The organism is Paramesorhizobium endophyticum, assembly GCF_014640615.1.
GTDB classification, from domain to species: domain Bacteria; phylum Pseudomonadota; class Alphaproteobacteria; order Rhizobiales; family Rhizobiaceae; genus Paramesorhizobium; species Paramesorhizobium endophyticum.
In genome coordinates this window covers 290,706-304,505 of the sequence record NZ_BMHH01000003.1, presented here as the reverse complement: position 1 = coordinate 304,505, position 13,800 = coordinate 290,706, and the positions used below count along the sequence as shown (strand labels likewise).

The window sequence follows — 13,800 nt, the reverse complement described above, 5'->3', positions numbered from 1 at the left end:
TTCATCCATGACGGCGCTCAATTCTATGACGTCGATGATTGGCGAAAGCGGGTGTGACAGCCAATCTCCCCCCTTGTGGGGGAGATGCCCGGTAGGGCAGAGGGGGGTGTATGGAACCGAGGTTTCCAATTATCCACCTAACCACGCAGCAGCTTCGCCGTTGCAGCAGCAACATCCTCCTGCCGCATCAGGCTTTCGCCCACCAAAAACGTCCCAATGCCGGAGCGCTCCAGCCGCAGGCAGTCGTCATGGGTGAAGATGCCGCTCTCGCCGACCAGCAGCCGGTCATCGGGCACCATAGCGGCAAGGCGTTCCGACGTTGCAAGATCGACCTCGAAGGTGCGCAGGTTGCGGTTGTTGATGCCGATCAGCGGCGAGGCGAGCTTCAGCGCGCGCTCCATCTCCGCTTCGTCATGCACCTCGATGAGCGCATCCATGTCGAGCGAGAAGGCGGTTTCCTCCAGTTCGCGGGCAAGATCGTCGGAGACGCTCGCCATGATGATCAGGATGCAATCCGCGCCCCAGCTGCGCGCCTCATAGACCTGATAGATATCGAACAGGAAATCCTTGCGCAGGGCGGGAAGGGCGCAGGCATCGCGGGCGGCGGTGAGGAATTCCGGGGCGCCCTGGAAGGATGGCGTATCCGTCAGCACGGACAGGCAGGCCGCGCCGCCGCGCTGATAGGCGTCCGCCAGCGCAGGAGGATTGAAATCGGGCCGGATCAGGCCCTTGGACGGGCTGGCCTTCTTGATTTCCGCAATCAGCGCAAACTCGTTTCGGGCGCGCTTGGCCTGCAAGGCATTGAAGAACCCGCGCGTCGGCGCCTGGTACGCTATCTTTGCCTTGACCTCGGCGAGCGGCATGCGCGCCTTGGCGGAGGCGATTTCCTCGCGCTTGTAGGCTTCGATCTTTTGCAGAATGTCGGCCATGGCTCACACAGCGCCTTCGCGATTGGAAACGGCGACCAGTTTCTCTAATACAGCATTCGCGGCGCCGCTATCGATCGAATGGGCGGCGAGGGCGATCCCTTCCTCGAGGTTTTCAGCCCTGCCAGCAATCACCAGCGCCGCGCCGGAATTCAAAAGCGTGATGTCGCGAAAAGCGCCCTTGGCCCCTTCGAGCACGCCGCGCAGCGCCTCGGCATTATGCACCGCATCGCCGCCCTTCAATTCCGCCGGATCGGCACGCCGCAGGCCGACGCTCTCAGGTGTGATTTCGAAGGTGCGGATTTCGCCATTCTCCAGCGCCGCCACATGGGTGGTGCCTGAGGTCGTCATTTCGTCGAGCCCGTCGCCATGGACGACCCAGACCGTATGCGAGCCGAGTTCCTTCAGCACATGGGCGAGGGGCTCCACCCATTGGCGCGCGAAGACGCCGACGAGCTGGCGCTTGACGCCCGCCGGGCTGGAGAGCGGTCCCAGCAGGTTGAAGATCGTGCGGGTGCCGAGCTCCACGCGGCTCGGGCCGACATGCCGCATCGCCGAATGGTGCGACGGGGCAAACATGAAGCCCAGCCCGGTCTCGCGGATGCAGGCGGAAATCAGTTCCGGCCCGGCCTCGATATTGATGCCGAGGGCGGCGAGAGTGTCCGCCGCGCCGGATTTCGAGGAGAGCGCGCGGTTGCCATGCTTGGCCACCGGAACGCCCGCGCCTGCCACCACGAAGGCGGAGGAGGTGGAGACATTGTAGGAGCCGGACTGGTCGCCGCCGGTCCCGACGATATCCACCGCATCGTCAGGCGCTTCCACCAGCAGCATCTTGGCGCGCATGGCAGCAACCGCACCTGCGATCTCATCCACCGTTTCACCGCGTACGCGCAGCGCCATCAGGAAGCCGCCGATCTGCGAAGGCGTCGCCTCGCCGGACATCATGATGCCGAAGGCTTCCTCCGCTTCCGCCCGGGTGAGGGGCGTGCCCAGCGCGACCTTACCGATATGGGTCTTCAAGTCAGCCATGGCGTCCTCAAAAAGCCAGCGCGCGGTCAATGGCGGCCTGGTTGACGCTGACAGGATATTGCGTCTGCAGCTTCGCCACCAGTTGGTCGAGAAGATCGTCCGACAGGCGGGCGGACATGGCGTCGCGCTCGTTCGCCGGGATGGAATCAGGGGCGGTGGCTGCGGGCTCGACCGCATCGACGACCTTGAACACGATCTGCGCTCCGTCAGTTGCGGCAGGCGCGATGCCGGCCGTGCCGTTCGGGCCGCTGAACACCTGGGCCACGGCTTCGGTCCCGAGCTCGGTATCGTTGCCGACGCGGGTGATGCCGCGCTTGGTCTGCTTCGGCAGGTTCAATTCCCCAGCGATCTGGTCAATGGTCGCGCCGCCGTCGAGGCGCTTCTTCAACTCGTCGACCTTGGCGGTCAAGCGCTTTTCAGCCTCTTCCTCTTTCCACTGGGTAATGACCTTGTCCTTGACCTCGTCCAGCGTGCGGTCGCGGGCAGGGGTGACGCTATCGACCTGATACCAGATATAGCCATTGTTGCCGACCGTCAGCGCGTCATTGTCGACGCCTGCGTCGGTCTGGAAGGCTGCGGGGAGGAGACGCTGCTTTTCCGGCACATCGACCGGCTTGCCATCAGGGCCGTTGCCGTCCTTGTCCATGGCGGCGATGGTCACCGCCTTCAGGTTCAGCTTGGAGGCCGCATCGGCCATCGTCATGCCGGATGAGCGTTCATCCTCGTAATGATCGTGGATCGAGGGGATTTCGTTCATGGCCGCGGATACGGCGATGGTCTTGCGGATGTCAGCCTCGGCCTCGGCAAGCGGCTTCACATTCTGCGGCGTGATGGCGGTGACGCGCAGGATGACGGGGCCGAACGCGCCGGTCACCACATCGCTCACGCCGCCCTGGGGGAGCGCAAAGGCGGCATCGGCGATCGGCTTCTCTGGCAGCGCATCCCTGGTATAGGTGCCGAGCGTCACGTCCTGTTCCGACTTGCCCTGTTCCTTCACCAGATCGTCGAAGGATGTCCCGGCGGCGATCTTGTCATGCGCGGCCTTGGCAGCGGCGGCATCGGGGTAGGTCAATTGCTGGATCGTGCGGGTCTCGGGCGTCGTATAGCGCGCGAGGTTCTTGTCATAATAGGCCTTGATCTCCTCCGGCGTGACGGAGGGGAGATTGGCGATATCTTCCGGCGTCAGCTTCACATAGCTGATCTTGCGATACTCAGGCGCGCGGTATTCGCTCAAATGCGCGTCGAAATAGGTCTTGAGCTCGCTGTCGGACGGGTTGGGGATCGTTCCGACGCTGGAAAGGGGCACGGTGATATAGTCGATCGTGCGGCTTTCACCCTGATAGAGCGCCAGCGCCTTCAGAAGCGTGGCGGGAGCCTTCACACCATCGGCGACCGCCTCGACGATCTGCTGGCGGCGCGCGATCTCGGCGCGATTCTTCAGGTAATCGTCCGGAGTCATCCCGATCTGGCGCAGCACATCGGTGAAGCGCGTCCGGTCGAACTGGCCGGCACCATTCTGGAAGGCGGGATCCTGCGCGGTCAGTTGCAGCAAACGGTCCTCGGAAAGGCCGAGTTTCATATGCCGCGCTTCCTCGTCGAGAACGACACCGGCGGCAAGCTGTGCGAGCACCTGGTTGGTAATGCCGAGAGCCTGCGCCTGGTCGCGCGTCAGCCGCTGGCCGAACTGCTGCGACAGCGCCATCAACTGCCGGTCATAGGCAAGGCGGAACTGCGTCGCGGTCACCTCGGACTTGCCGGCGGAGATAACGGCATTGCCGCTCATATCGCCCCGGAACGCATCCGCAATGCCCCAGGCGGCAAAACTCAACACCAGGACACCGAGTAGAAGCTTGGCGACCCAGGAGCGGGCGGCATTACGCAAACTGTCGAGCATAGGACTATCCTGGCAATGATAATTTCTCTTTCGAAACTCGGGGATAGCCGCAAGTGCAGGCGGGATCAAGGATTCATTGAGTTGCGCAAGCTTGCATTGCAATCCGGATTTGATAGTCAGACGCTTGGAAAACATTAGGGAGGAGACGCACAATGACTCCAGGCATCCGTCCAATGGTCGCCGGCAATTGGAAAATGAACGGCACAGGGGAGGCTCTCGTCGAATTGCGGGCCATCGCTACCGGGTTCAGCTCCGATGGCCTTGCCGGCAAGCTCGATGCCGTCATCTGCGTCCCCGCGACATTGATCTCCCGCGCTGCCGAAGTGCTCGCCTCGACGCCGGTCGGCCTCGGCGGACAGGACTGCCACATGAAGGAATCGGGCGCGCATACGGGCGATATCTCCGCCGCCATGCTGAAGGAAGCAGGTGCGAATTATGTCATCGTCGGGCATTCCGAGCGCCGCACCGATCACCATGAGACCGATGCGCTCGTGCGGGCCAAGACCGAGGCCGCATGGAAAGCCGGGCTGACGGCCATCGTCTGTGTCGGCGAGACAGCGGCGGAGCGCGAGGCTGGTAAGACGCTTGACGTCATCGGCCGCCAACTCGCGGACTCGCTGCCCGATGGAGTGACGAGCGGGACGACGATCATCGCCTATGAGCCGGTCTGGGCCATCGGCACCGGCCTGACGCCTACGGCGGAAGATGTGGAAAAGGCCCACGCCTTCATGCGCAGCGAATTGATCGCGCGTTTCGGCGAAGAGGGGGCGAAGCTCCGGCTGCTCTATGGCGGGTCTGTGAAGCCCTCGAACGCGGTCGAGCTTCTCGGCATCATGAATGTCGATGGCGCGCTTGTCGGCGGGGCGAGCTTGAAAGCGTCGGATTTCCTCGCTATTTGCCACGCTTATACCAGCTTATAGACGAGGAAACGCCGTATTTCACCCCTGATACGGCTTGGATTATCCGGCAATAGAGTGTAAAGAGCGCCAACAAAAGCGAGAAAGCAGACTCAGTTCCATGCAATCCCTGCAGCCCATTATCATCGTGATCCATCTCCTGATCGTCATCGCGCTCGTCGGCGTGGTGCTTATCCAGCGCTCCGAAGGCGGCGGGCTTGGCATCGGCGGCGGCTCCGGCTTCATGACCGCGCGCGGCGCGGCTAACGCGCTGACCCGGACGACGGCGATCCTCGCGGCTGCTTTCTTCGCCACCTCCATCATGCTCGGCGTCATGGCGCATCGCGGCGGCAGCTCCAGCGATATTCTCGACCGTATCCCGGCTGCGGTTCCAGGCAGCCAGACCACTCCGGCGGCTCCGGGCTCGGGCGGCGTTCTGAACCAGCTTGGCGGCGCGTCATCGCAGCCTACGCCTCCCGCAGCAACGGCACCGGCTGAAACGGCTCCAACGCAAGCAACGCCAGAGAAGCCCGCAGATACGGTTCCTAATTCGCAGTAAAGCCTAAAGTATTAACGGCGTTATCCACATATATTTGAAAGCCCCTCGAAGTATCGAGGGGCTTTTAATCTTTTTTAATATGTTTGGTATTACTGATGTGAATTGTCGGAGAGCCTAAGTGTTGCAGTCGGGCCATACATCAGGCCCTATTCTCTTGATCACAGCGATTGTGCGTTGAGTGAAAAACATGTTTGGCGTATCTGAAATCAAAAGGCCGGTACCCGAGATTTTCCCGATCCGCTCCGGCTTGCCAGGTCTCATTCTTTCCAGGGGTAATCCCATGTTTTCACGCCTTGTCCTCCTCGCGAGCGTCGCGGGATTGTGTCTGACTGTTCCGGCGATGGCGCAGCCCGCCGTGCAGGGCGCCGCCACCAGGGCGTCGGTCGGCGCTGACGCGCTGCTCAAGGAAGTTTCGCTTGCCACCGGCAGCAAGGAATCGCCCGCCAAAAAGCCGCAGGCGCGCAAGAAGGGCGGAACCCAGCAGAGCAAGGCTCCGTCGGGCCGCAACAAATACAATATCGATCCGAAGTTCATGCCGCAGGAAGTTGCGTTCTCCGGCTACAAGCCCGGAACGATCGTGATCGATCCGAGACAGAAGTTTCTCTATCTGGTCGAGACCTCCACCACGGCGCGCCGCTACGGCATCGCGGTGGGCAAGGAAGGCCTGCAATGGAAGGGCACCGCCGTCATCGGCACCAAGCGCGAATGGCCGCGCTGGATTCCCACCAAGGAAATGATCCAGCGCAGCCCGGCGCAGTACGCCAGATACAAGGACGGCATGGACGGCGGCCCCGGCAACCCGCTCGGCGCCCGCGCGCTCTATCTCTCGCAGGGCAACAAGGACACCTATATCCGCATCCACGGCACCACGCAGCCCTGGACCATCGGCAGTTCCGCCTCCAATGGCTGCTTCCGCATGGTCAACGAGCATGTGATGGACCTTTACAACCGCGTCGATGTCGGCACGGAAGTCATCGTCCGCTGATATCAGGCGTACAGGCAAAGTCGAAAGCCGGGTTCAGGCCCGGCTTTTTTGCTGCTTGAAACTATCGGTGGAATTACGATTCAATCGCGGCTTCATTGATTGAAAACAAACAGATAGCGCCGCATCTAAAAGCAACGAATAAATTAGCGCCATGAAACGAACTCGGGGGAAAACGCCTCCGGGATGGATTTTTTTGTGGCGGAATCGATCAGGAGGGTCTAACGACGTAAGCCCATGGCGCGATATGTATTCATCACAGGCGGCGTGGTTTCTTCCCTTGGAAAAGGCATCGCTGCCGCAGCACTTGCGGCTCTCCTCCAGGCACGCGGCTACCGCGTGCGCATCAGGAAGCTTGACCCTTATCTGAATGTCGATCCGGGCACGATGTCGCCTTACCAGCATGGTGAGGTGTTCGTGACGGATGACGGGGCGGAAACCGACCTCGACCTCGGACATTACGAACGGTTCACCGGGCGTCCCGCGAACAAGCAGGACAACATCACCACGGGCCGCATCTACCGCAACATCATCGAGAAGGAACGCCGCGGCGATTATCTGGGCGCGACCGTCCAGGTCATTCCGCACGTCACCGACGAGATCAAGAGCTTCATCACCGAAGGGAATGAGGATTTCGATTTCGTGCTGTGCGAGATCGGCGGCACCGTCGGCGATATCGAGGCGATGCCGTTCCTGGAGGCGATCCGCCAGCTCGGTAACGAACTCCCGCGCGGCAGCGCCGTCTATATCCATCTGACGCTGATGCCCTATATCCCGGCGGCGGGAGAGCTCAAAACCAAGCCGACGCAACATTCGGTCAAGGAACTGCGCTCCATCGGCATTGCGCCGGATATTCTTCTGGTCCGTGCCGACCGGCCCATTCCGGAATCGGAGCGGCGCAAGCTGTCGCTGTTCTGCAATGTGCGTCCGTCTGCGGTTATCCAGGCGCTGGACGTGGCGAGCATCTATGACGTGCCGACCGCATACCATGCGGAAGGACTCGATTCGGAAGTGCTGGCCGCCTTCGGTATCGACCCCGCGCCCAAGCCGCGCATGGAGCGCTGGCAGGAAGTCTCGAGCCGCATCCACAACCCGGAAGGCGAAGTGACCATCGCCATCGTCGGCAAATATACCGGCCTCAAAGACGCCTACAAGTCGCTGATCGAGGCGCTGCATCATGGCGGCATGGCCAACCGGGTGAAGGTCAATCTCGACTGGATCGAATCGGAAGTGTTCGAGCAGGAAGACCCGGCCCCGCATCTGGAAAAGGTGCATGGCATCCTCGTGCCGGGCGGCTTCGGCGAGCGCGGCTCGGAAGGCAAGATCCTGGCGGCGAAATTCGCCCGCGAGCGCAAGGTGCCCTATTTCGGCATCTGCTTCGGCATGCAGATGGCCTGCATCGAGGCGGCGCGCAATCTGGCCGGCATCGAACAGGCTTCCTCGACCGAGTTCGGCCCCACGGGCGAGCCGGTCGTCGGCCTGATGACGGAATGGCTCAAGGGCAACATGCTGGAGAAGCGCTCGAAATCGGGCGATCTGGGCGGCACCATGCGCCTCGGCGCCTATGAAGCAAGGCTCAAGGCCGGAACCCGCATTGCCGACATCTATGGCTCGCCGGAGATTTCCGAACGCCACCGCCACCGCTACGAGGTCAACATCGACTATAAGGAGCGGCTGGAGCAATGCGGGCTGGTCTTCTCGGGCATGTCGCCGGACGGCGTCCTGCCGGAAACGATCGAATATGCTGACCATCCCTGGTTCATCGGCGTTCAGTACCATCCGGAACTGAAATCCCGCCCCTTCGAGCCGCATCCGCTGTTCGCCTCCTTCATCGAGGCGGCGGTGGAGCAGAGCAGGCTCGTCTGACGCGATGCAGTCTCCCGCTCCGTTACGCAAGGCTCGCCCGGTCGACCATCTGGTGCTTCCCACGGCGAGCCTCGGCGCGGCGCGGGATCGGCTGGCGAAATTGGGCTTCACGGTGGCGCCGGAGGGCAGGCATCCCTTCGGCACCATCAATGCCTGCACCTATCTGGCGGACGGCACGTTTCTCGAATCGCTGGCGATAGGCGAGCGTGAAAACTACGAGCGAGCCGCGATTGAGGGAAATGTCTTCGTCGCCCGCGACCGGGCATATCGCTTCCGCCATGGAGAAGAAGGCTTTGCCGCCCTCGTCATGGGGACTGAGGATGCGAGGGCCGATCATGTGGCTTTCACCCATGCAGGCATCTCGGCCGGCAGCATTCTTGACTTCTCGCGCCCTTTCCTCACACCCGACGGAAAGCAGGACGAGGCGGCATTCCGGCTCGCCTTTGCTGCCGATCTGCGCGCGCCAGACGTCTTCTTCTTCACCTGTCAGCGGGTGAATGTGCCTGACGTGGACCGCAGCGCGCTGCAAAGGCATGAAAATGGCGTGGTTGCCATCCGCCAAGTGGTGTTGAGCGAGCCGAACCCGAGCGATTTCCAGTATCTGTTGCAGGAAGTGGTCAACAGGCGCGATGTAAACGCCCATTCCTTCGGTATGGATATTCGCGCCGCCAATGCCGATATAGCGGTTCTGACGCCGGCTGGGCTTGAGGCTTTCCTGGGAGCCAAAGCGCCGCAGGGCGAGCGGGGATTGCGATTGCAGGGCATTGTCTTCACCGTAGGCGACCTGGAAAAGCTTCAGAACCTGCTATCCGCCAATGGCGTCGCATTTGAAAAACGCGGCGCGCGCATCATCGTTCATCGCGCCGCAGGGCAGGGCGCAACATTCGCATTCGAGGCATGATATGACTTCTCCCAGTTCCACCGTTTCCGCAGGCTCGGTCTCGTTCTCCAATTCCGGTCCCCTGTCCCTCATCGCCGGGCCATGCCAGATGGAGAGCCGCCAGCACGCCTTCGACATGGCGGGCGCGCTCAAGGAATTGACGGAAAAGCTGGGCATCGGCCTCGTCTACAAGTCGAGCTTCGACAAGGCGAACCGCACTTCGCTTACGGCCACGCGCGGCATGGGCTTGGAAAAATCGCTGGAAGTCTTCGCCGACCTCAAAAAGGAATTCGGCCTGCCTGTTCTGACCGACGTGCATACGGAAGAGCAATGCGCCATCGTCGGCGAGGTGGTGGATATCCTGCAAATTCCGGCCTTCCTCTGCCGCCAGACCGACCTTCTCATCGCTGCCGCCAAGACGGGCCGCGTCATCAACATCAAGAAGGGCCAGTTTCTCGCGCCATGGGACATGAAGAATGTCATCGCCAAGGTCACGACAAGCGGTAATCCGAATGTGCTGGCGACGGAGCGCGGCGCTTCCTTCGGCTATAACACGCTCGTCTCCGACATGCGCGCCCTGCCGATCATGGCCGGCTTCGGCGCGCCCGTCATCTTCGACGCCACCCATTCGGTGCAGCAGCCGGGCGGGCAGGGTGCTTCCTCGGGCGGCCAGCGTGAATTCGTCGAAACGCTGGCGCGCGCCGCCGTTGCCGTGGGCGTCGCCGGTGTCTTCATCGAGACCCACGAAGACCCCGACAACGCGCCTTCGGACGGCCCGAACATGGTGCCCCTCGGTGAGATGCCGCGGCTTCTGGAAACGCTGATGGCGTTTGATCGGATCGCGAAGGGGTAATCTTCGCCTTTCCCGTATTGCTTTACACCGGGCGTCCGCCGCTATAAGCCTGAAACCTATAGGGGAAGGGGGACGGCGCTATGCGCGACGACACGATTGCATTGCGGACCGGAGATTTCCTTATGCCGGCAGGGGAAGCACGCCCATCGACAGCACAAAAGATACCCGCTCTCGACGGGTTCCGTGCGCTGAGTATCCTGATCGTCATGGCGTCGCATTCGGGCTTGCAGGATCGCATCCCCGGCGTCTTCGGCGTTACAGTCTTCTTCTTTATCAGCGGCTTTCTCATCACAACGCTGCTCATCGACGAACATAGACGTAGCGGGACAATCGCCGTAGGCGCCTTTTACATGCGGCGCTTCCTGCGCCTGTTTCCGCCGCTCTTCGTCTTCGTTGCCTTGAGCGGAGCGGTCTGGGTGGCGATTGGCGAGCGGTTGCATCCACTCGGCGTGGTAGGCGCGCTCGCCTACATGACCAATTATCTCGTGATCTTCGTGCCTGATATCATGCAGGGGATCGGTGGCCAGCTATGGTCGCTTGCCGTGGAGGAGCATTTTTACATTTTCTTTCCCTGGCTGATGCTCTTCGTGCTGCCGCGCCGGAGCATGCTGGTGCCTACGCTCGTCGGCCTGTGCATTGCCTCGCTCGCGGTGCGTATCGGCGTGGCACTGGCTGCGCCAGAGGAGGCGACACAGTATAACGGCATTGCAACGGAAGCCCGGATGGATGCCATCCTCTATGGTGCGCTTGCTGCCATACTTCGCGACGCCCCGAAGGCCCGCGGACTTATGGACCGCCTGACGCGTCCATCCGTCGTCGGCATCGCGCTGATAATCCTGCTTGCAACCTTCCTGATCCGCGATCCGTTCTTCCGCAGTACCCTACGCTACACGATCCAAAGTCTCGCGCTGATGCCCCCAATCCTGGCGCTGACAAGCACCAGCCGCTTCCCCGTAGTCCGAAAGCTGCTCGATAGCCGGCCACTCGTCATGATAGGCCTGTTGAGCTACTCGCTCTATCTATGGCACCTCGCCGGTTTGGATCTGGGCAATTTCGCGGCCAGGCATCTCAGCCTGCCTGGTATCTTGGGTTGGGTACTCGGCTGGATCATCACCTTCGGGGCCGCAGCGCTCTCCTATCGTTTGGTCGAGCGTCCCTTCTTCTCTCTGCGACGTCGGTTCGGGTCGCATTTGCATACGCAGCAGACCGCGGCTCCCGCCCTTGTCTCTCCGACCCTGAAATTGCAGGACGGGCGAGTGGCGTAATGGCCGCTATTGCCCTGCAGCAGGGGAATTCGCGCTTCTGGCGATTTTCGCTCAATTTTTCCCGTGGCGCTGTGACGGATGTGTCTTTTACCGTAGCGCTTTTCACGCGGTATCTGTCACTATCGGTCTAAACCTGATGGGGAGGGATGCCGCATGCACAAGTTACTGTTGATCGTCGCCTTATTGGTCGGTGGTGTTGGCGCACCGCAATCTGCATCGGCCGAGACTGCGCCATATCATGCCGGTGTCGTTCGTCTGACGATCCCGGATGCGGACGGGGCGTTCAACGCCATCGTCTGGTATCCCACATCCACTCCCGAAAAGCCGTGGCAAGCTGGTCCTTTCACCATTTCCGCCAGCCAGAATGCGCCTGTTGCCACTGGCCAGCGTTTCCCGGTGGTGCTTTTTTCGCATGGCCGCGGCGGCTCTCCGTTGAGTCATCGAGATCTCGAAGCCAGTTTGGCGCGCGAGGGGTTCGTGGTTGTTGCGCCGGCGCATCTCGGGGATACGGTCGGCCAGCCTCGGGCCAAGAATCAGGCGCAAATCCTCAGGGCGCGTCCGCGCCAGGCGCTGGAGGCCCTCAACGCGGTGCTGGCGGACAGCCGCTTTGCGGAGCATGTCGACCCTCAGCGCATAGGCATGATCGGCTATTCAGCCGGTGGATACACCGCTCTGGCGCTGGCAGGCGCTCGCCCGGACTTCGCTGCAGTAGCGGCCTATTGCGGCGGCGAGGGGCAGGGCGATATCGGCTCCTGCGGCCCTGCCAATGACAATGATCCCGATGCCGTCAAGCAATTGGGATCATGGCAGCCGCAGGCGGAGCCGCGCTTGAAGGCGCTGGTTCTGATGGACCCGCTGAGCTTCATTTTCAGCAAGGCCAGCCTCGCGGCGATTAAAATTCCTGTCCTGCTGCTGCGGCCAGAAGACGACGCCTATATGAGCGCGGTGCCCAACGCCCTTGCGCTGGCCAAGGACCTCCCTACGCCTCCGGAGCAGATTGTCGTGCCGGGCCGTCACTTCGTCTTCATCGATCCGTGTCCCGAAAAACTGGCGGCGGAGGCTCCGCTCATCTGCAAGGATGGCCCGGATATCGATCGCGCGGCGATCCATCGTCGGATCGAGCGCGCGGTGGCGGCGTTTCTTCAAGCGAAGCTTTAAGGGCATATCGCCACTCTTCCACTTCCCCCGGCCTTTGTGACGGCGATTTCATCTGAACAGGGATTTTCCTTCTCCCTTCCTTTCGCTATGGAAAGCACGCGGGCCCTTCGCGCGCTTCATTCGTTTTGCGAAATTGGAAGGAACATCCACCATGACTGCTATCATCGACATCGTCGGTCGTGAAATTCTCGACAGCCGCGGCAATCCGACCGTGGAAGTCGATGTGAGGCTGGAGGACGGATCCTTCGGCCGGGCGGCGGTGCCATCAGGTGCTTCCACGGGCGCGCATGAGGCGGTGGAGCTGCGCGACGGTGGCGCCCGCTATCTGGGCAAGGGCGTCGAGAAGGCGGTCGAGGCGGTCAATGGCGCGATCTTCGACGCGCTGGCTGGCATGGACGCAGAAAACCAACTTCATGTCGATCAGACCATGATCGAGCTCGACGGTACGCCGAACAAGAGCAACCTGGGCGCCAATGCCATTCTCGGCGTCTCGCTCGCCGTTGCAAAGGCCGCCGCGCAGGCCACCAACCTGCCGCTCTACCGCTATGTCGGCGGCGTCAACGCGCATGTCCTGCCCGTGCCGATGATGAACATCATCAACGGCGGCGCGCACGCTGACAATCCCATCGATTTCCAGGAATTCATGATCCTGCCGGTCGGCGCGTCCTCGCTGCGTGACGCGGTGCGCTATGGCGCGGAAGTGTTCCACACCCTGAAGAAGCGCCTCAAGGATGCCGGGCACAACACCAATGTCGGCGACGAGGGCGGCTTTGCGCCCAACTTGAAGAGCGCCGAGGCCGCGTTGGATTTCATCGTGGAATCCATCGAAAAGGCCGGTTTCAAGCCGGGCGAGGAAATCGCCATCGGCCTCGATTGCGCCGCGACCGAATTCTTCAAGGACGGCAATTACGTCTATGAAGGCGAGGGACAGACGCGCGACGCCAAGGCTCAGGCCGAATATCTCGCCAAGCTCGCCACCGACTATCCGATCATCACCATCGAGGACGGCATGGCCGAGGACGATTGGGAGGGCTGGAAATATCTGACCGACCTCATCGGCAAGCGCTGCCAGCTCGTCGGCGACGATCTCTTCGTCACCAATTCCGCGCGCCTGCGCGACGGCATCAAGCAGGGCGTCGCCAACTCGATCCTCGTCAAGGTCAACCAGATCGGCTCCCTGTCGGAGACGCTCGACGCCGTCGAGACGGCACACAAGGCCGGCTACACCGCCGTCATGTCGCATCGCTCGGGCGAGACCGAGGATTCGACGATCGCCGACCTCGCCGTCGCGACCAATTGCGGACAGATCAAGACCGGCTCGCTGGCCCGCTCCGACCGGCTTGCGAAATACAACCAGCTCATCCGCATCGAGGAGGAGCTTGGACCTCAGGCGCGCTACGCGGGCTATTCGGCTTTCAAGCGGTTCTGATTGTTCTTTTTCGCCGCGCGCTTCCTTGGCGCGCGGCGATTCATTGATAATAGTTGATAAAAC

General features: G+C 61.8%; 12 protein-coding genes. 9 read left to right on the top strand and 3 right to left on the bottom strand.

The genetic code is table 11. From position 1 onward, the window contains the following. Positions 1-137: 137 nt before the first annotated feature. From trpC to IEX53_RS05875, 3 genes are read right to left on the bottom strand one after another with little or no spacing between them, the layout of a single operon-like run. Entirely contained in the window at positions 138-929 is a 792-nt protein-coding gene (trpC, locus tag IEX53_RS05885; protein WP_188822369.1) for an indole-3-glycerol phosphate synthase TrpC, read from the bottom strand. A gap of 3 nt (positions 930-932) precedes the next feature. Next, the gene (gene trpD / locus IEX53_RS05880; RefSeq protein ID WP_188822367.1) at positions 933-1,955 is read right to left on the bottom strand and encodes an anthranilate phosphoribosyltransferase; all 1,023 of its coding nucleotides are present in this window, start codon (positions 1,953-1,955) and stop codon (positions 933-935) included. A 7-nt stretch (positions 1,956-1,962) separates the two neighbouring features. Further along, positions 1,963-3,849 carry a peptidyl-prolyl cis-trans isomerase gene (locus IEX53_RS05875; RefSeq protein WP_188822366.1) on the bottom strand — a complete coding sequence of 629 codons (1,887 nt, stop codon included), beginning with the start codon at positions 3,847-3,849 and terminating at the stop codon, positions 1,963-1,965. Positions 3,850-4,001: 152 nt separating this feature from the next. Between IEX53_RS05875 and tpiA the strand changes: the two genes are divergently transcribed. From tpiA to eno, 9 genes are all read left to right on the top strand, one after another. Next, positions 4,002-4,769 (top strand): triose-phosphate isomerase, encoded by a 768-nt coding sequence (gene tpiA / locus IEX53_RS05870; protein ID WP_188822364.1) that lies wholly within the window; start codon positions 4,002-4,004, stop codon positions 4,767-4,769. 106 nt (positions 4,770-4,875) lie between these two features. After that, positions 4,876-5,304, top strand: a complete 429-nt coding sequence (secG, locus tag IEX53_RS05865; protein ID WP_188822477.1) for a preprotein translocase subunit SecG — start codon at positions 4,876-4,878, stop codon at positions 5,302-5,304. Between the two features lie 280 nt (positions 5,305-5,584). Beyond that, positions 5,585-6,289 (top strand): L,D-transpeptidase, encoded by a 705-nt coding sequence (locus IEX53_RS05860; protein ID WP_188822362.1) that lies wholly within the window; start codon positions 5,585-5,587, stop codon positions 6,287-6,289. 234 nt (positions 6,290-6,523) lie between these two features. Next, positions 6,524-8,152, top strand: a complete 1,629-nt coding sequence (gene pyrG / locus IEX53_RS05855) for a CTP synthase (protein ID WP_188822360.1) — start codon at positions 6,524-6,526, stop codon at positions 8,150-8,152. A 4-nt stretch (positions 8,153-8,156) separates the two neighbouring features. Beyond that, positions 8,157-9,053 carry a VOC family protein gene (locus IEX53_RS05850; protein ID WP_188822358.1) on the top strand — a complete coding sequence of 299 codons (897 nt, stop codon included), beginning with the start codon at positions 8,157-8,159 and terminating at the stop codon, positions 9,051-9,053. Between the two features lies 1 nt (position 9,054). Further along, positions 9,055-9,885 carry a 3-deoxy-8-phosphooctulonate synthase gene (kdsA, locus tag IEX53_RS05845; RefSeq protein ID WP_188822356.1) on the top strand — a complete coding sequence of 277 codons (831 nt, stop codon included), beginning with the start codon at positions 9,055-9,057 and terminating at the stop codon, positions 9,883-9,885. 80 nt (positions 9,886-9,965) lie between these two features. Continuing rightward, entirely contained in the window at positions 9,966-11,150 is a 1,185-nt protein-coding gene (locus IEX53_RS05840) for an acyltransferase family protein (protein ID WP_188822354.1), read from the top strand. Positions 11,151-11,303: 153 nt separating this feature from the next. After that, positions 11,304-12,308: an alpha/beta hydrolase family protein gene (locus IEX53_RS05835; protein WP_188822352.1), complete on the top strand. Its 1,005-nt coding sequence runs from the start codon at positions 11,304-11,306 to the stop codon at positions 12,306-12,308. 151 nt (positions 12,309-12,459) lie between these two features. Next, on the top strand, positions 12,460-13,737 hold the full coding sequence (gene eno / locus IEX53_RS05830) for a phosphopyruvate hydratase (RefSeq protein WP_188822351.1): 1,278 nt from the start codon (positions 12,460-12,462) through the stop codon (positions 13,735-13,737). Positions 13,738-13,800: the final 63 nt, after the last annotated feature.